We start from the raw sequence: 17,892 nt of genomic DNA on the forward strand, positions 1-17,892 counted from the left end.
GCGCGGACGTTCGTCAAGAAGCTCTGAGCCCGTCATGGAGGTGTCTCCCCGGCTGCTGCTGCCGGGTCTCGTTCCTCGCGAGCCCAGGCTCGAGACGTACTGGGTGCGGCCGGGCGGCGTCACCGCCGTCCGGCTCGCCGCCGGGGACCGCATAGACGTCGTCGACCGGCAGGGCATGCAGCCCGCCGAGCTGACCGTGCTCGGCCCGGAGCGCGCGCTCGGGGTCGCGCAGGATGCGCCGGCCACCACGGTGCGGGCGTTGGCTCGCTGCGCGGGCGACGGGGCGCGCGCCGTGCTCGCCGCACTGGCCGAGCACGGGGCCGACCACTCGGCCGCGACCGCCGCCCGGCTGTTCGGCGAGTGGTCGCCCGCGGGTGCGCGCGAGTCGTTCACCGCGACGGACAGCGCCGTCGTCCTCGTCGCCGCCCCTGCCGCACCGATGCCGGTCGACGCCGAGTCCGCCAACCCGCCCTCGGACCTGCTGCTGGAAGTGCGGCGGGCGGCCGCGCGCCCCGCCGCGGAGCGGGTGTTGCCGGAGCCGCTGGCCGAGCCGGTGCTCGACCTGCGCATCGACGCCGCGACGGCGTGCAGCTACGAGGTGGGCGAGGGCCAGTACATCCAGGTCATCGACGTCGAGGGGAGGCAGTGCTCGGACTTCCTCGCCTTCGGTGCCCGCCGCCTGCAGGAGGGCGCGGAGCGCGGGCTGGACTCGACCACCACGCGCTACCTGATGGGCAACGCCTACCCGCAGCCCGGCCTGTACGGGAAGTTCTACGACCAGGACGCGCAGCCGCTGGTGGAGATCGTGCGGGACACGGTCGGGCGGCACGACACGTTCGGGCTCGCGTGCAACGCGAGGTACTACGAGGACATGGGCTACCCGGGCCACGTGAACTGCACCGACAACTTCAACGCGCAGCTTGCGCGCTACGGCGTGGCGGCCCGGAAGGGCTGGCCGGCGCTGAACCTCTTCTACAACACGATGTTCGACGACCACAACCTGCTCGTGTTCGACGAGCCGTGGTCGCGACCCGGCGACTACGTGCTCATGCGGGCGGCCACCGACCTCGTCTGCGCGTCCTCGGCCTGCCCGGACGACATCGACCCGTCCAACGCCTGGGTGCCGACCGACGTGCACGTGCGGGTCTACGACGCGAGGAGGAAGTTCTCGATGGCCATCGCCCATCGCGTCACGCCCGAGTCCGAGGCGACGCTGACCAAGGAGACGGCGTTCCACGAGCGGACCTCCGCGCGGACGCGGCAGTTCGTCGAGTACCGCGGCTACTGGCTGCCGGGGAGCTTCGACGGGCACGGCGCGCAGGAGGAGTACTGGGCCTGCCGGGAGCGGGCCGCGGTGATGGACCTGTCGCCGCTGCGCAAGTTCGAGGTGCTCGGCCCCGACGCGGAGGCGCTGCTGCAGGCCACCGTCACCCGCAACGTCCGCAAGCTCTCGCACGGCCAGGTCGTCTACTCGGCGATGTGCAACGAGACCGGCGGCATGATCGACGACTGCACGATCTTCCGGCTGGGCGACACGAACTTCCGGTTCGTCGGCGGCGACGAGTACGACGGTGTCTGGCTGCGTGAGCAGGCCCAGCGCCTCGGCCTGGACCGGGTGTGGGTCAAGCACTCCACCGACCAGCTGCACAACATCGCCGTGCAGGGCCCGGCCAGCCGTGACCTGCTCGCGTCGATCGTCTGGACCCCTCCGACCCAGCCGGCGTTCACCGACCTGACCTGGTTCCGGTTCGCGATCGGGCGCATCGGCGACCACAACGGCGTCCCCCTGCTCGTCTCGCGCACCGGGTACTCCGGTGAGCTCGGCTACGAGCTGTGGGTGCACCCACGGGACGCCTCGGCGCTCTGGGACGCGGTGTGGGAGGTCGGCCTGCCCCACGGTCTCACCCCGCTCGGGCTCGAGGCGCTGGACATCCTGCGCATCGAGGCCGGTCTGGTGTTCGCCGGCTACGACTTCGACGACCAGACCGACCCGTTCGAGGCGGGGATCGGCTTCACGGTGCCGTTGAAGACGAAGGAGGACGACTTCGTCGGCCGCGAGGCACTGCTCGAGCGCAAGGCGCACCCGCAGCGCACGCTCGTCGGCCTGGAGCTCGCGGGCAACGAACCCGCCCAGCACGGCGACTGCGTCCACGTCGGACGGTCCCAAGTAGGCGTGATCACGAGCGCGACCCGCTCACCAGTGCTGCGGAAGAACATCGCGCTGTGCCGCATCGCCGTGCAGCACGCACAGCTCGGTACGGCGGTGGAGGTCGGAAAGCTCGACGGCCACCAGAAGCGGATACCGGCGCAGGTCGTCCGGTTCCCGTTCTACGACGCCGACAAGACCCGTCCCCGCTCTTGAGATCAGCGATCCTGAACCCGACCACACCAGGAGGAGACATGGCCCGAGTGGCCGTCGTCGGTGCCGGCCCGAGCGGCCTGGCCCAGCTGCACGCCTTCGAGGAAGCACGCCGCAGTGGGGTGGACGTCCCCGAGGTCGTCTGTTTCGACAAGCAGAGCGACTGGGGTGGCCTGTGGAACTACACCTGGCGCACCGGGCTGGACCAGTACGGCGATCCCGTGCACGGGAGCATGTACCGCTACCTGTGGTCGAATGGGCCGAAGGAGTGCCTGGAGTTCGCCGATTACACGTTCGACGAACACTTCGGCAAGTCGATCCCGTCGTTTCCGCCGCGTGAGGTGCTGTTCGACTACATCACCGGGCGGGCGAAGAAGAGCAACGTCCGCCAGTACATCCAGTTCGACTCGGCGGTCCGGTGGATCTCCTTCGACCCCGGCCGCGACACCTTCGCGGTCACGGTGGAGTCGCGCCCCGCCGGCTCCACCCGCACCGAGGAGTTCGACCACGTCATCGTCGCCACCGGCCACTTCTCCACACCGAACACGCCCGAGTACCCCGGGTTCGCCACCTTCCCCGGGCGGGTGCTGCACTCGCACGACTTCCGGGACGCGCAGGAGTTCGCCGGCAAGGACCTGCTCGTCGTGGGCAGCAGCTACTCGGCGGAGGACATCGCTCTGCAGTCGAAGAAGTACGGGGCGCGCTCGGTCACGATCTCCTACCGGAACGCGGCGATGGGCTTCGGCTGGCCGGAGGGGATCTCCGAGGTGCCGCGGCTCGATCGCGTGGAGGGCAGGACCGCGCACTTCGTGGACGGCACCACCCGCGACGTGGACGCGATCGTGCTGTGCACCGGGTACCGGCACTGGTTCCCGTTCATCGAGGACGGCCTGCGGCTGCGCACCGACAACGTCCTCTACCCGCCCGACCTCTACAAGGGCGTCGTCTGGGCCGGCAACCCGAAGCTGATGTACCTCGGCATGCAGGACCAGTACTACACGTTCAACATGTTCGACGCGCAGGCGTGGTTCGCCCGCGACGTCGTGCTCGGCCGGATCACGCTGCCCGCCCGGGGGGAGATGGAGCGCGACATCGCCGCGTGGCGCGAGCGCCAGGAAGGCCTCAACGGCCCCGCCGACGAGATCGACTTCCAGACCGACTACGTGCGCGACCTGCTCGACCGCGTTGACTACCCGGCGTTCGACCTCGACCTGGTGCGGGAGCACTTCAACACGTGGGAGCACCACAAGGAGGAGAGCATCACCGGCTACCGCGACAGGTCGTTCTCCTCGCCGTGCACGGGCTCGGTCGGCCCCGTGCACCACACCCCGTGGTGGGACGAGCCCGACGACTCATTGGCGACGTTCCTGCGATCATGAGATCGCTGCGGGCGCCGATCACAGGTCCGCGGCCGCCAGCCTGATCGGCGCGGCGGGATCGCGGGTCACAGGGCGCGCGACAGTGCCTGCGCGCGTTCGAGCAGCGGATCGATCGCGGCCCGCAGGGTGAACCGCCCGGCGGGGCCCTGCACCTAGATGTAGTGACCCATGACGTTGTTGACAGTGCTCAACGGCGTGTCGGCTTGAACGAGGGGAGGGCCTCCCGGCGAGGTGGGTGTGTCTGAGGCACCTACTCCGGACCCAGGAGGCCCTCCATGGCGGACCGTAACGCCCGCACCACCGTCTATGCCCGCCGGCTGATGGTGCAGCGTCACCTGGCCGGTTGGCCCTGAGCCCGCATCGCCGAACAGCTCGGAGTCGCGCGGGCGACGGTGAGCAAGTGGATCGGCCGCTACCGGGGGCGAAGGCGAGGCCGGGGCTGGAAGAGCGTTGCTCCCGCTCGCACACCAGCCCGACCCGCACCGACCCGGCGACCGAGGCCCAGATCCTGGCGCTGCGCGAGCGGGCACACCGCGGCGCGGTGTAGCTGGCCGGCGAACTCGGGCTGGTCGCCTCCACCGTCGGCCGGGTCCTGGCCCGCCACCAGGTGCCGCCCCTGGCCGCGATCGACCCGATCACCGGCGAGCCGGTCCGGCGCCGCCGTTCCGGGATCCGCTACGAACGCCCCCACCCGGGGGATCTGCTGCACGTGGATGTGAAGAAGCTGGGCCGGGTCCCGACGGCGGCGGCTGGCGGCGGCTACACGGGCGCCGCGAGGATGTCCGCGGGCGCGGGATCGGCTACGACTACCTGCACGTCGCGGTGGATGACCACTCCCGGCCGGCCTACATCAAGGCGTTGCCCGACGAACGCGACACCACCTGCGCCGGGTTCCTGCACCCGGCCGTGGCCTGGTTCCGCGAACGCGGCGTGCAGGTACTACGGGTGCTCACCGACAACGCCAAGGTCTACCGGATCGGCCAAGACTGGCGCGCGGTGTGTGTCGCGCTCGGGATCCGGCGCCGGTTCACCAAACCAGGCTGCCCCCTGAGTGGCGTCCACCAGAGTGGTGTGCGGCAGGCCCTGGTGAGGGGCGTGGCGGAGGGGCGTAGGGCGGCCATCGCGTGATCTGTGACTGTGTCCTGCAGCGTTTCCGGGTGGGTAGCGCTCAGGCTCGGCGGCGGTGTCGAGGACCGACCCTCGCGGTAGGCGAGGTGGCCGCGGTGCGCGGCGTCCAGGAGCAGGGCGAACGTGCTGTCCAGGCCGGGGAGCCCGAAGTGGACGTTCCAGATGTCGCCCGCACGCTTCTGCTCAAGCTGACCGTGTGGCGAGGCCACATCGAGCATGGCCGATCCGCGAGGCATCGACACCTCGCCCGGCGCGGCTACTGAGCGAGCTGGCCACAGGCCGGTGTCCCGTTCGGCGGCTCGCTGGCTGACTTCCCATGGACGAGGTGTCCGGGTAGTTCCGGGAGCAGTTCGGTGGTGATCGAGCCGAACAACCGCTCCAGCTTCCCGCGGCCCTGCGGGCGCCCGACGGGGCGGCTCGAAGGACTAGCTGCCTTCCTCGCGACCGACGCCGAAGACGTCGGCCAGTACGCTGTTGCATCCGCCCAACTACGTCGGATTGCTCGCAGGAGAGCCAGTTCTGCACGGGCGTGCCGCACGCCGTCCACGTCCCGGCCGGTCAGCCCCCGCCCTCGCGGCACAGCCAGTGTCCACGCGATCGCAGCGGGATTGCGCGGCGCGGGCGGTGCCGCGGGCGGCGAACCGCCAGGCGGCCCGCCCGCGGTGTCACATCGCCGACGATCGGGATCGAGCAGCCGATGACGAGGGGCGGCGAGGCCAGGCATGGAATACAGAGTGCACCACCGCCAGTCCCGTGTGCGGCGGATCCGCTGGTAGACGGCATGATCACCATCGATCGTTGGCCTTGTGAGCGGCAGGTCGGCAGCTCGCCCTTGACGGCCGGTTGGCTGGGTTTGCCGCTCACCCATGTGTATGACGTGCTGTGTCCGGCGCGCAGCGCCGCCAGGTCACGTAGCGTCGTGCTGGTGTTGGTCGACGGGCGCTCGCTCGGGGTCGGGCCCATATGCCGGGTCCTGCAGGTGGCCGCGCGCGCCTACTACGCCGCCCGGGCCCGCCCACCGTCGAAGCGGGCGTGACCGCGACGCGGAGCTGATCTGAGCTTGGCCCCGGCGCTGGCGCACGCGCGTCGAACTCGTGAACATCAATCTGGCCGGGTTGCAAGGGGCGGTTGCGGCCGTGCTTCGCGTGCAAGCAGCTGTTCGCCCAGACCGGGAAGGTAGGTGACCGGGTTGATGAGTGACCTGCCCCGGTTCTCCTACACCTCGAACTTTCCTGCCACGTCCCGCACCTCCGTGATTCAGATGCTCCGCGAGTTCCTCGACCGCGAACCGGGGGTATCGGTCGTGCAGCCAGCACCCCTGCTGGAGCGGAGCGGGCGCCGCGCAGCCAGGCCAGCCCACGGCGGAAACCCTTGTCGCGCTCGTCGGGCTCGGCGTGCGCTGCGATGCTTGGCCCTGCCGAGTCGGGTTTCGCCGCGGATTCGATTGAAGGCGACTCGTGAGCCTCGGTTGGGTCCGCGTGGGCCTTCTGGCGAGGGGTGTTCCGGTCAGCGTGCGCCGTGGGCGTGGTCCTGGAGCTGGCGCCGCAGCCGGTCTCGGTCGACGACCCGGCCGGCGAGGATCACTGCGGCGATGCGGCGGGTGTGGGTGATGTCCTGGGTGGGGTCGGCGTCGAGCACCAGCAGGTCGGCTCGTCGACCGGGTTCGATGAGGCCGCGGTCGGTGAGCCCGAGCAGGTTCGAGGACCGCTTCGTGGCGAGCTCGATAGCGGCCAGTGGCGGGAGGCCGGCGTTGACCAGCGCTTCGAGCTCGCGGTGCTCGGCGAGGCCGGGCAGCTGGGCGAAGACTCCGGTGTCCGGTGAGAAGACCAGCCGGACGCCGGCCTCGTGCAGGGTGGCGAAGTTGCGTTGCAGGCGCCGGAAGGTTTCGCTGGTGTCGAACAGCGGTTCCAGGGATCGTGCGGTCATCCGCTCCCGGAGGTCGTCGATCGCCGACGGAGGCAGGGTCTCGGCCACGATCGGGTCGTCGAGCCAGTCGGTGTTGGTCGGGCCCTGCACGCTCATCGACGTGAAGACCGCGGTGTCGCGATCGAGGAGTCGGTCGATCAGCGCCGGACCGGGCTCCGGGTTGCGGGGCATGTGGGCGAGGATGTCCGCGCCGGCGTCCAGCGCGGTCTCGGCGTCCTCGACGGAGTAGATGTGCGCGGCGGCGACCAGCCCGTTGCGGTGGGCCTCCTCGACGATCGCGCGGCTGGACTGCGGCGACAGCTTCGCTGCCTGACCGCCGCGGTCGTCGATCCAGAACTTGACCGCGTCGACCCGGCGCTCGGCCAACCGGCGCACGAAGTCCGCGGCGTCATCGGGATCGGTGGCCTGGTGGACGGCTTCGACGGCGAAGAACGGGGCGCCGCTGGACCGGCCTGCGGTCGGTGCCGCCACGATGCCCGATCCGGCGCTGAACAGGGTGGCCAGGTCCCGATCTTCCAGCACGCCGGACCGTTGGTCGTTGCGTACGCCCAGCTCGACGTGATTCGCATCGGTGCCCAGCGACTGGAACGTGCTGATGCCGTGGTAGACGAACCGGCGCAGGTGATCGATGACGTTGTCGCGGGAGAAGAATCGGGGGTCGCAGACGGTCCCCCGCATGTAGCCGATGTGCCCGTGCGGGTTGACCAGAGCGGGCATGATCGTCTTTCCCGCGCAGGGGATCACCGTCGCGTCGTCGGCCTGATCGGGTTCATCCGGTGCTCCCGATCGCCGGCTGACACCGACGATGATCCCGTCGCGCACGGTGACGATCGCATCGTCGATCACCGTGGTCCCATCGCCGACGATCAGCCGGGCCCCGGTGAACACCGTCGTTCCAGCGCCCGAGGCGGTGGGCCGGATCTGAGGCTGTGGATCGTTGCTCATCACTCGTTCGCCTCTCCTCGAGATGGCTGGGCCGGGATGGGTGAACCGGAGAGGCTCACTGGTAGCGCGCAGCGCGGCTCTCGTAAGCCGCGTAGTCCATGAGGGACTCGAAGTCGCGCTGACCGTGGATCAGCTGAGCGAGGTCTGCGATCTCGGAGCCGGCCGCCACACCGTCGAGCGTCGCGAGGACACCGCGGGCCGCGGCACCGATGAGGCTGTACCACAGGAGCAGGACGTCGACACCGGCGTCGCTGTACTCGGCCAGTGTGCTGCCCGGACGGTTCCCGCCCGGCGCGTCGTAGAGGTCGGCCGTCACCATGATCGGCGCCTCGATGTCGGACCGGACCTTCTTCAGCGTGGCCGCCGTCAGCGCCGGGGCGAACACCATGTCGGCCCCCGCCTGCGCGTAGCTTCGCAACCGGTTGACCGCCTCGTCGACGTCGTGTTCGACCCAGGCCGCGTCCGTCCTGGCCACGATCATGAAGTTCGGGTCGGTCCGCGCGTCCAGGGCGGCCCGGATCCGTCGGCCCATCGTCTCGGCGGTCATGAGGCCGGCCGGCCGCGAGGTGTGCTTGCCGCCGAGGTTGTCCTCGATGTGGATGCCGACCACGCCCGCGGACTCGAACGCTTGCACGGTCCGCCAGATGTTCGCCGAGTCGTAGAACCCGTTCTCCCCGTCGACGAGCACTGGCAGGTCCGTTGCCTCGACCATCCGACGCGACGCGTCTGCCATCTCCGTCAGGGTGATCAGACCGACGTCGGGCAGCCCGAACGTGCTCGCCGCCGCCGCGAAGCTGCCCAGATAGGTCGCCCGGAACCCCGCCCGCTGGACGAGCTTGGCGCTGAACGCGTCGTAGGCGCCGGGCAGGATCAACGGGTCACTGGACCGGACCAGGTCGAAGAATGTCGTGCGGCGCTGCGCCGGGTTCGAAGGCACATCCGACTCCTTGGTCCGGGCCCCTGCCGGACTCCTGGATCGAGGTGGCGGGGCTGTCGTCCCCTGGCAGGCCGAGGGACGACCTCCTGGATTTCGAATCGAAACTTAGCAGTCTGGATTTCTCTCTGCAACCCACGGGCGTGTCAGGAGGTGCCGTCGTTCGACATCCGGCGACGACAGGTTCGGGGTCGCCCCCGCAGCTCTCAGCCGACCCGCCGGTCGTCTGGACGATGATCGATCGCGTCCGCCGTGCGCACTGCCGACAGCCGCTCCGGCGCGACCTCCTGGCCGTCCGACGTGACGAAAGCCAGTCGCGCCGTGAGCCCGGACTCGTCCACGGTGAACCGTGGCGAGGTCCCGTCGGACTTCGGCCGATGGGTGCGGCCCCACACCGCCAGGGCTCCGATGACCAGGCTCAGGCTGCGCCCGGCCTCGGTCAGGACGTACTCGTCGTGCGACCGCACGCCGGATTCCTGGTATGTGCGGCGCTCCATCAATCCCTCCTCGACCAGCAACGCCAACCGCTTGGCCAGGATGTTCGAGGCGATTCCCAGGCCGTCCCGGAACTCCTGGAACCGCGTCGACCCGATGATCAGAGCATCGCGGATGATCAGCAGCGCCCAGCGGTCGCCGACGACCCCCAGACTCCGCGCCACCGAGCACGTGGAGTCCTCGCTCATAGCCTTGGGCATCCATCCATGATACGCCTAAGTTGCGAAATGCTACCGAGCGTGGCCCCCGGCACGATGCGGCGGGAACCCGCAGGCGCCGACGCAGCTCCTGTCCGCTTCGGCGGCCCCTCGGGTGATCATCGGAGGGGCTGTACCGGCCACCGCTGCCACACGTGACCCGCGCGGCGGGCGTCAGGCGCGACGCCGCCAGCCACTGTCACGTCGTTTGGGGACACAGCGGCGACGATAGGAGGCAGGATCCGTCCGTGCGTTCCGCTGCTTGCGGTGCTTCGTCGGGTTTCTTGCGGTCCGTTCGGTAGGCGCTGGGTGACGTCCCGGTCGCCCGCCGGAACGCGGTGGCCAGCTGTGAGGAGGAGGCGAAGCCGCACAGCCGTGCGATCTCGGTGACGGAGAGCTCGCCGCGTTCGAGGTAGTGGCGCGCCCGGTTCACCCGGACGGCGGTCAGGAAGCGGTGTGGGGTCAGTCCGGTCGCGAGTTTGAACACCCGCAGGAAGTGGAACGGGCTCAGGTTGGCCACCGCCGCGATGTCGGTGAGCGCGAGCGGCCGGTGGTGGTTGTCGTTGGTGAACGAGATGGCCCGGCGCACCCGCAGGTCTTCGGCGCTGACCGGGCGCGGAGCGGGAAGTGCGGCGTGCCGCGTCAGCAGGTGCGCGGCCAGGTAGGTGGCGGCGGTCTCCGCGTAGCGGGTCGGCACCGGTCGCTGCCGCATCGCCGAGCCCGCCGACCACCGCGGCCAACACCGGGTCCTCCATCGCCAGTGCGTCCGGCCAGCTCACCTGCGCCGCGGCCGAGCCGGACACCTCGACCGCGGTGCGGTCGAGCAGGCCCGCGGGAAGAGACACGTGGGTGGTCAGGTGCCGGTCCTCGCCTCGCCAACGCAGCCGGGTCGGCCGACCGGGCGCGGTCACCCCGATCCGGCCCGGGAAGTAGTCGGCGCGCCGCCAGTGCGCACCCTGTCGCGACTCGATGGTCGTCCTCCCGCCGGTGGCCAGTGTCAACGCGAGGTCCTCGGCGGCGGGCAGGTCGAACTGGTCAGCCACCGCGGCGTTGTCCACCAGCTGGATGACCGTCGCCACCCCCGTCATCCTCAATGGCGGTGAACACCCCTGGGTGGCCACTCGGTAGATCAGCACCCACTGGCTGAGGAACACGACATTGACCCGGGTGGAACGCCGCTTGGGCTGTACCGTCGAAGTTCCTGATCGCTCGACATGTAGCGTGTCGGCACCAGCGTGTTTATGGCGGGAGGACATGTGGACACGGCAACGGCTGCGTCGCCCTTGGGATTCGAAGATTGGCGGCACCAGGTGTGTGAACTGGTGCCGCTGTTGGCCGGGCCCACGGAAACCGACGCTCATTTCGCGGGCACGCTGAGTTCGATGACGCTCGGTTCGGTGTTGCTTACCACGGTGTCTGCATCACGGGGGTTCGTCGAACGAACCCCTCGTCTGATCCGTTCGGACGATGTCGACGTCTACAAGTTCGGGTTGCAGGTCGGCGGAACTTGCATCATCGAACAAGATGGGCATCAGGCCCTGCTCGCCCCCGGTGACCTTGCGATCTACGACACGTCCCGGCCATACAGAATTTCGTTCAGCAACAATTTTCGGATGACGGTAGCCATCTTCCCGCGCAGTCTCGTGCGCATCCCCAAGGATGACATGGCCACGTCCATGGCTGTCAGACTTCCTCGGAAATCTGGAATATTTCCACTCATCGCGCCACTGCTGAAAGAGCTGCCGCGCGAGGATCGCTCCGATCACCTACTTCCGTCAACACATGTCGGCGATGCCATCGTCAGCCTGACCACCGCGGCATTCGGTCAACTGATGGAAAAGTCGTTCGGGGAAGACCCGTACGACTCTCACAAGCTGCTGCTCGCGCAGGCGATCAGGTTCATCAAGGAAAGCCTGCAGGACCCGCAACTGTCTCCGAAGACTGTTGCGGCCGCCCACTTCGTCTCGGTTCGACACCTGCAGAAGGTGTTCGAAATGCAGGGCACTTCCGTGTCTGCGACGATTCGCAACCTGCGCCTGGAGCGCTGCCGGAGCGACTTGGTGGCTCCTCGGTACCGGGACGTTCCGATCGCGAGCATTGCCCGGCGGTGGGGCTTCAACGACCCGGCTCACTTTTCTCGCCTCTTCCGTGGAACGTACGGCTGCTCCCCTCGGGAGCACCGCAGTTCAACGTTGCGCCCGCCGACCGTCGGGCGGTCTCAGGGACGCAGCCGTACTGGCAGCTGAGCCTTCCCGGAGAACACGATGCCGGGCAGGGATGGCAGGGTGTCCGCCGGCTGAGCGAGCTCCACCAGCGGGAAGGCCTCGAACAGCGCGGACAACGCGGTGGTCACCTCCAGGCGTCCCAACGACATGCCGATGCAGTAGTGGACGCCGTGGCCGAACGCCAGGTGTTCCTTGTCGAGGCGGCGAAGGTCGAACGTGGCGGCGGTGTCGCCGTGCCGGCCGGGATCGCGGCCGACGGCACCGAAGCCCAGCAGGATGGCGTCGCCGCGACGGATGGTGACGCCGTCGCCGAGGTCGAGGTCCTCGACGGCGTAGCGCAGGGGCATGTGCTGCACCGGTGGGTCGAACCGGAGCGTCTCGTCGACCACGGCGGACCACGGGATTTCGCCGTTGAGCACGGCGGTTCGCTGGTCGGGATGGTTGAGTAGGGCGAACGCTGCGTTCGTGATGAGCCCGGTGGTCGACGGGACACCCCCGGCGACGGTGATCGCGAGGGCGAGCACTCGTTCCTCCACCGTCAGGTCCGGGGCGGTGGCCACGGTGGTCGCCAGGTCGGCACCAGGGGCGTCGCGTTTGCTCGCGACGAGAGCACCGAGGAACTGCATCGCCCGCTCGACCCCGGCAGCCGCTTCGGTCGGATCGTCGGCAGGCGCGAGCAGGAATCCGATCACCGCGAACATCTCCGCATAGCTCTCCTCCGGGACTCCGAACAAGTCGCTCAGCGTCTCCCCGGCGATCACATAGGCGTACTGCTCCCGCACCTCGACCACGTCACCCGGCCCGAGCTCTGCGAGCAGCCGCTGCACGCGCTCGGTGAGCCGCGACTCCAGTGGACGCAGCCGCGCCGGCGTGAACGCCGCCTCCATGATCGTGCGCAGTCGGGTGTGGTCGGTGCCGTAGGCGTTGAGGACCGTCGGGGACAGGAGGAACGGCGCCAAGGGCCAGTCGGCGGGCACCGCGCTCAGCCCCGGCCAGTGCTGGTGCGCGTCGCGGGAGACGCGGTTGTCGGCAGCGAGCCGCCTCAGCACGTCGTAGCGGGTGACCGACCACGCGGTGATCCCGCCGGACAGGTCGACACGCGCGGCCGGTCCCTGCTGGCGCAAGCGCTGGGCGTCCTCGTGGACGGAGCTCCCCGTGAGATCGAACGGGAAGGTCTCCGAGTGGGCGGTCATGCTGATGCTCCTCCAGTGGCGGTGTGTCGGTCGGTCGGTTCGGTGTCACCACGTGTGCCGGGTGAAACCTGCATCAGTCCTCACCACGGACGCGCCTGCTGATCTCGCGCTTGTCGAGCTTGCCGCTGGCGTTGCGCGGCAACGGCGACATGATCCGCAGATCCCGAGGGAGCTTGTAGCGCGCCAGCTTCGCCGCGGCGTGGCCGCGGATCTGCTCGAGCGTCACGTCTGCGCCGTCGTGCGGGGCGACGACGGCGACCACCGCCTCGCCCCACCGCTCGTCGGGTCGGCCGACCACGGCTACGTCGGCGAGCGTCGACAGGTCCCACAGGGCCTGCTCGACCTCGGCGGGGTAGACGTTCTCGCCGCCGCTGATGATCATGTCCTTGAGTCGGTCCACGATGTAGAGGTAGCCGTCCGCGTCGAAGTAGCCGATGTCGCCGGAGTGGAACCACCCGGCGTCGTCGAACGCCGCCGCGGTGGCTTCGGTGTTGTCCCAGTAACCGGGCGTGACGTTCGGGCCGCGGACCACGATCTCCCCGCGCACCTGCGCCGCGACCGGCTGGTTGGTCGCCGGGTCGACGACGCGGACTTCGGTGTAGGGCATCGGCACGCCCGCCGAACCGGCTTTGTCCACGGCCCGTTCCACCGGCAGATGGGTGGCGAACGGCGCGGTCTCGGTGAGTCCCCACGCCTGCTGCAGCGGTACGTCCCACGTGGCGAACTGCGCGATCAAGGCGGGCGGTACCGGAGCGCCTGCCACCACGATCGACCGGACCGTGCCGAACTCGGTCGCCGCGATGCCGGGGACCTGGGCGAGCGCGGCGAGCATGACCGGTACCGCGAAGAACGAGTTGACGTCGTGGGCGACCAGATCGTCGAGGAACGCGCGCGGGTCGAACGCCCGACGCACCACCACGGTGCCGCCACGGGTGATCGTGCGGAGGAAGAAGCTGTTGAACGCACCTGCGTGGAACAGTGGCGCAGCCACGTGCGTCACCTCCCCTGGGCGTGTGTCCAGCACGCTGTCGGCGTTGACCGCGCTCCACCACAGGTTGCCGTGCGTCAGCATCACGCCCTTGGGCAGACCGGTGGTGCCGGAGGTGAACATGAGCGTTGCCAGGTCGTCGAAACCCTGCGGGACCACCTCTTCCTGCGGGGTGGCGGTCGCGAGCAGGCTGCTCCACGGCTCCCACGGTGTAGCCGCGGGATGTGCCGGTGCCTCCGAGTCGTCGTCGACGAGCAGGAACCGCTGGAGCACGGTGTTGCCGCGCACTGCCTCGATCGGACCTCGGTGGTCCTCTTCAGCCACGATCGTCGTCGCCCCGGACAGGCGCAGCACCTGCTGCAGCTCCGGCTCCGCGAGCCGGAAGTTCACCGGGACGAACACCGCGCCGAGCCGGAACGCCGCGAACATGGTGACGACGAAGGACGTGCTGTTCATCCCCAGATAGGCGATCCGGTCGCCCCGGCCGGTGCCGCTCGCGGCCAGGCTCGCAGCGCACCGGGCCGCGCGGTCGTTCAGTTCACCGTAGGTGAGGTTGCCGCCGGCGTACCGCAGCACCGGGAAGGCCGCCCGGTAGCTCGCGTGCCGACGCAGCGCCGACGCCGGATTGAGGTCGACAGGAGGCCGCGGTGGCGCATTTCTTCTCCTGATGTGCTCGCGAACATTCTCCGAGCTCACGCCAGTTCGGCTTCGATCATCGCGTACGGCACCTGGAGCCGGGTCAGCCCGGTGCGCCGGAAGCCGGCAGCGGCCAGCAACGCGTCGAACTCCGCCAGCGAACGTTCCCGGCCGGGGAGCATGACCTGCATGTTCATGTCCATCAGGGCGCCGATCCCGGGGTCGCTCGTCTCGCCGAGAACGATTTCGACGATGACGAGGCGACCTCCCGGGTTCAACGATTCTCGACAGTTGCGCAGGATCCGCACATTCTCCTCGTCGCTCCAGTCGTGGAGGATGAACTTGAGCAAGTAGAGATCGGCGGCCGGAACGGACTCGAAGAAGTCACCCACCTGCACGTCGAAGCGGTCCGTCAGACCACGGCGGTGCGCTTCGGCCCGGGCGTCGGGGACCGCGTGCGGCAGCTCCAGGACCGACCCGTGCAGGTGCGGGTTGGCGGCCAACAGGGAGAGCACGAACGCACCGTTCGCTCCGCCGATGTCGGCGACCGTCTTCGTCGCGCCGAGCTCGAGCACCGGCACCGCTTCGTTGATCACCGGAGTCGACAGCTCGCTGACGGCGCGGGTGAACAGCGCGCCTTCTTCGCTGTTCGTGGCGAAGTACTCGAAGATGCTGCCGCCCAATGCGGCATCGGCCTGGGACGAACCGGTACGCACGACCTCCGGCAGGCGCCCCCAGGGCAGCCAGTGGCCCGGCGCTGTCCACGCGCGGGCGAGGTGGCCCAGCGAGTTCGGGGTGCCCGGTCGCAGCGTGTGCAACAGCCGGGTCGCGGCGAACACGCCGTCGGTGTGGCTGACGAGGCCGAGCATCACGCCGGCGCGGAGCAGACGGTAGGTGGCCGCGGGGTCGGTCCGGCCGCGCTCGGCCAGAGCGTCCGACGTCTGTGGTCCCGCGGCCAGGTGCTCGGCGAAGCCCAACTCGGCGAACGTCGCGACGATCTGCGCAACGAAGTGTCCCGAAATCATCCTGAGCACGACGGAAAAGTCTTCGGCCGTGCGGTTGTGTTGAGTGTCCTCGAGCATGCCTTCGCCTTCTGATTCGAATTCCAGGTACCGCAGGGGGACCGTCGACCGACCTCGCTTCACAGCCAGACCGACAGACGTGCTGATACGCGCGCAAGAGCAGCACCACGAGAAGTGTAAGAACCGGATGCGGGTCGATCTTGACAAGTTCCGCACGGAGTTTGACCGTCTGCGCATACACCTGCATCCACAGGAGGGCTCCAACCAGCACCGACCCTGACAGTCCGCGGTTGGAGATTCGAGCACGCGCTGACCTGACGATCTCTGCGCGCTGAGATGTTGCTCGACGCTGCCGCAGGCCGGCGACGCCGTCCTGACCTCAGTGGTTGGCCAGGATCTCTGCGGCCGTCGGCTGCCACCCCGTAGTGCTCAGTGGCGTGCTCACAGTTGGATCATCGACGGGCTGTCGAGGAGGACCCACCGCCGACGCGGACGCGCATCCGCCGGAACAGGTGCCGACATGCGGTCGGCGGCGATGAGCGGACCAAGCTCCAACCCGGCGAGGGCGGCGATGTCCGACACAGGCACCTGATAGGTGCGGTAGGGGCCCAGCGGTGGCGGGTCCCCTGCTTCCAGCGCACGTTGGGTGGACAGGTCGACGTCGTCAAGCTGTGTGTGGGGTCTGGTTCAACACGTATCCGGTCGCCGCCGACGAGCGCGGTTCTCCGTCGGGGCCGGGCGTAGTCCAGGCGGCTACCTTCCAGAACAACCGGGGAATCCCCACTCTCCGATACACGGGGTCGTCGTCGGCCAGGACGGGGGCGGTGAAGGACGCTCAGCTTGATGTTGTTGGCGTCGGCGTAGGTCAGGACGTGGTCCTCCAGACCGAGCCACAGCCGGAAAGCCCAGCACGGTGAACTCGTGGTCCCACAACCGCTCGATGCGTCGCAGCGGAGGCACGCGCACCCCCGGCGGCGGCGCGTCGAGCCGCAGCAGTGCCAGATCCCCACCGCCATCCTCGGCGATGGGTACCCACCGCTCGACGACCGCGTCGCCTGGCCGCGTCGGGTGCGTAGCGTGCTCAGGCAGGGGGAAGTCGAGCTGCACCGGCGCGTCCGGTGCGGAGGGGGAGTACGGGTTCGCGCCGAGCGCATCGGCGACCACGTGCGCACACGTCGCGACCAGGTCGGGACCCACGAGGAAGCCGCCTCCGACGATGCCGTCCTCGTTTCGGATCCGGGCAACGGCATGCGCGCTGACGGGCGCGTCCGCGCTGGTTTTCACCTCGCCCCCGTTCGTTCGACACGGCAATCGGCCTGCAGGGATCATCGCCCATCGGCTTGTCGCGAACGTCATGACGGCGGGTCCGTGCATCCGCACGCGACGCCACGCAGCGGTCAGGTCCGCTGCATCGCCGCCCGTATCGTCTCCACGAGCATGAGCAACACGAAGACGTCGGGTACCTTCGCCACGTCGACGCTCTGAGCGCGGCGCTTGTCCGCCTGCCACACTCGGACCTGACCGGGGACGTGACCGGGGATGCGGTCGCGGAAGGTAGCTCCGCAAGAGCTCGTGGGCCACCCGCTGGGCAACACGCGGTGGGAGATCGGTGAGGACGTCGGTCCGGCGGCCGGCGACCTCGTTGTGCCTGGGCGGTGCCGTCGATACCGTTCCGGGGTGCAGCAGGGGAACGCCGGCGACTTTCCTCGCGTAGTCACCTTCGACCTGTTCAGCGCCATGACCGACTCCCGCCGCGGCGCCGCAGCCGCCTTCACCGAGATCGCCGCGGTGCGTGGCTGGTCGGTGGCGGGGGAGGAGCTCTACGACGTCTGGGACCGGCACAACAAGGAGCAGCAGCGCCGTGCCGCTTTCGGTCCTTCGACGTCGTTCCGCGCGCTGTCCCGCGCCGCCCTCCGCCTCGCCTACGACCAGCTCGGTCTGGACGGGTGCCCGGAGGCCGATCTCGATCTCCTGTGGCGGAGCGTGGCGCGGTGGCCGCTGTGGGGGGACGTCGAGGACGGGATCTCGGCGGTCGCGGCGCGCGCCGCGGTCGGGATCCTGTCCAACGTGGACGATGCGCTGGTCGTCACCACCCGCGCCTATCCGTTGGTCGATCCGCGGTGGGTGTTGACGTCGGAGCGGCTCGAGGCCTTCAAGCCGGCGCCGGCGATCTACCTGCGGGCGCTGCGGGCCGCGCCCGGGCTGGTGCACGTGGCCGCCTCGGCTCGCGACGTCCGTGGGGCGTTGGAGGCCGGAATCCCGACGATCCGGCTCGTCCGCCCGGGGCACCGGTTGGATCCGGAAGGTCCGGCCCCGACTGTCGAGGTCACCGACGCCCGGGAGCTCCCCGCCGCTTTCGCCCAGCTCGAGCGCGGCGGTCAGGACAGCACGCGGATCAGGAACGGGTAGTCGAAGGTCCGGTCGGCGGCGCGGATCGCGCCCTCGATGTCGCACCACGCGCGCGG

Annotated in this window: 13 protein-coding genes; 5 read left to right on the forward strand and 8 right to left on the reverse strand. The window is 69.5% G+C overall.

Annotated features, from left to right (window positions below; translation table 11 throughout):
* The first annotated feature begins 34 nt into the window (after window positions 1-34).
* The 3 genes from ABEA81_RS19890 to ABEA81_RS19900 all read left to right on the forward strand — a co-directional run bounded on the left by ABEA81_RS19890 (window position 35) and on the right by ABEA81_RS19900 (window position 4,866).
* Window positions 35-2,362 (forward strand): DUF1989 domain-containing protein, encoded by a 2,328-nt coding sequence (locus ABEA81_RS19890; RefSeq protein WP_345606709.1) that lies wholly within the window; start codon window positions 35-37, stop codon window positions 2,360-2,362.
* 38 nt (window positions 2,363-2,400) lie between these two features.
* Entirely contained in the window at window positions 2,401-3,738 is a 1,338-nt protein-coding gene (locus tag ABEA81_RS19895) for a flavin-containing monooxygenase (protein ID WP_345606710.1), read from the forward strand.
* A 450-nt stretch (window positions 3,739-4,188) separates the two neighbouring features.
* Window positions 4,189-4,866 (forward strand): DDE-type integrase/transposase/recombinase, encoded by a 678-nt coding sequence (locus ABEA81_RS19900; RefSeq protein WP_345606711.1) that lies wholly within the window; start codon window positions 4,189-4,191, stop codon window positions 4,864-4,866.
* Window positions 4,867-6,372: 1,506 nt separating this feature from the next.
* On the opposite strand, the gene ABEA81_RS19905 is transcribed toward ABEA81_RS19900, so the two are convergent.
* From ABEA81_RS19905 to ABEA81_RS19920, 4 genes are all read right to left on the reverse strand, one after another.
* A complete protein-coding gene (locus ABEA81_RS19905; protein WP_345606712.1) occupies window positions 6,373-7,737 on the reverse strand; it encodes an amidohydrolase family protein in 1,365 nt (454 codons plus the stop codon).
* Between the two features lie 55 nt (window positions 7,738-7,792).
* Window positions 7,793-8,674 (reverse strand): isocitrate lyase/PEP mutase family protein, encoded by an 882-nt coding sequence (locus ABEA81_RS19910; RefSeq protein WP_345606713.1) that lies wholly within the window; start codon window positions 8,672-8,674, stop codon window positions 7,793-7,795.
* A gap of 203 nt (window positions 8,675-8,877) precedes the next feature.
* Window positions 8,878-9,366: a winged helix-turn-helix transcriptional regulator gene (locus tag ABEA81_RS19915; protein ID WP_345606714.1), complete on the reverse strand. Its 489-nt coding sequence runs from the start codon at window positions 9,364-9,366 to the stop codon at window positions 8,878-8,880.
* 196 nt (window positions 9,367-9,562) lie between these two features.
* A complete protein-coding gene (locus ABEA81_RS19920; protein WP_345606715.1) occupies window positions 9,563-10,075 on the reverse strand; it encodes a helix-turn-helix transcriptional regulator in 513 nt (170 codons plus the stop codon).
* Between the two features lie 544 nt (window positions 10,076-10,619).
* On the opposite strand from ABEA81_RS19920, the gene ABEA81_RS19925 reads away from it, so the two are divergent.
* A complete protein-coding gene (locus ABEA81_RS19925) occupies window positions 10,620-11,609 on the forward strand; it encodes an AraC-like ligand-binding domain-containing protein (protein ID WP_345606716.1) in 990 nt (329 codons plus the stop codon).
* Here ABEA81_RS19925 and ABEA81_RS19930 read toward each other — a convergent pair.
* The 4 genes from ABEA81_RS19930 to ABEA81_RS42695 all read right to left on the reverse strand — a co-directional run bounded on the left by ABEA81_RS19930 (window position 11,582) and on the right by ABEA81_RS42695 (window position 16,801).
* Window positions 11,582-12,781 carry a cytochrome P450 gene (locus tag ABEA81_RS19930; protein ID WP_345606717.1) on the reverse strand — a complete coding sequence of 400 codons (1,200 nt, stop codon included), beginning with the start codon at window positions 12,779-12,781 and terminating at the stop codon, window positions 11,582-11,584. The genes ABEA81_RS19925 and ABEA81_RS19930 overlap by 28 nt on opposite strands.
* A gap of 73 nt (window positions 12,782-12,854) precedes the next feature.
* Window positions 12,855-14,465: an AMP-binding protein gene (locus ABEA81_RS19935; protein ID WP_345606719.1), complete on the reverse strand. Its 1,611-nt coding sequence runs from the start codon at window positions 14,463-14,465 to the stop codon at window positions 12,855-12,857.
* The gene (locus tag ABEA81_RS19940; protein ID WP_345606720.1) at window positions 14,462-15,487 is read right to left on the reverse strand and encodes a methyltransferase; all 1,026 of its coding nucleotides are present in this window, start codon (window positions 15,485-15,487) and stop codon (window positions 14,462-14,464) included. The genes ABEA81_RS19935 and ABEA81_RS19940 overlap by 4 nt, the downstream gene beginning before the upstream one ends.
* Before the next feature lie 693 nt (window positions 15,488-16,180).
* A complete protein-coding gene (locus ABEA81_RS42695; protein WP_425570616.1) occupies window positions 16,181-16,801 on the reverse strand; it encodes a trypsin-like peptidase domain-containing protein in 621 nt (206 codons plus the stop codon).
* 303 nt (window positions 16,802-17,104) lie between these two features.
* On the opposite strand from ABEA81_RS42695, the gene ABEA81_RS19945 reads away from it, so the two are divergent.
* Window positions 17,105-17,836, forward strand: a complete 732-nt coding sequence (locus ABEA81_RS19945; protein ID WP_345606721.1) for an HAD family hydrolase — start codon at window positions 17,105-17,107, stop codon at window positions 17,834-17,836.
* The last annotated feature ends 56 nt before the right edge of the window (window positions 17,837-17,892 follow it).

It is taken from the genome of Pseudonocardia adelaidensis (assembly GCF_039543345.1).
GTDB classification, from domain to species: Bacteria; Actinomycetota; Actinomycetes; order Mycobacteriales; family Pseudonocardiaceae; genus Pseudonocardia; species Pseudonocardia adelaidensis.

What these genes read in the sequence shown, in the direction of transcription:
- ABEA81_RS19890 (WP_345606709.1), top strand. Translation starts at nt 35, where the DNA reads ATGGAGGTGTCTCCCCGGCTGCTGCTGCCGGGTCTCGTTCCTCGCGAG.
- ABEA81_RS19895 (WP_345606710.1), top strand. Translation starts at nt 2,401, where the DNA reads ATGGCCCGAGTGGCCGTCGTCGGTGCCGGCCCGAGCGGCCTGGCCCAG.
- ABEA81_RS19905 (WP_345606712.1), bottom strand. Translation starts at nt 7,737, where the DNA reads ATGAGCAACGATCCACAGCCTCAGATCCGGCCCACCGCCTCGGGCGCT.
- ABEA81_RS19915 (WP_345606714.1), bottom strand. Translation starts at nt 9,366, where the DNA reads ATGCCCAAGGCTATGAGCGAGGACTCCACGTGCTCGGTGGCGCGGAGT.
- ABEA81_RS19920 (WP_345606715.1), bottom strand. Translation starts at nt 10,075, where the DNA reads ATGCGGCAGCGACCGGTGCCGACCCGCTACGCGGAGACCGCCGCCACC.
- ABEA81_RS19930 (WP_345606717.1), bottom strand. Translation starts at nt 12,781, where the DNA reads ATGACCGCCCACTCGGAGACCTTCCCGTTCGATCTCACGGGGAGCTCC.
- ABEA81_RS19940 (WP_345606720.1), bottom strand. Translation starts at nt 15,487, where the DNA reads ATGCTCGAGGACACTCAACACAACCGCACGGCCGAAGACTTTTCCGTC.
- ABEA81_RS42695 (WP_425570616.1), bottom strand. Translation starts at nt 16,801, where the DNA reads ATGCACGGACCCGCCGTCATGACGTTCGCGACAAGCCGATGGGCGATG.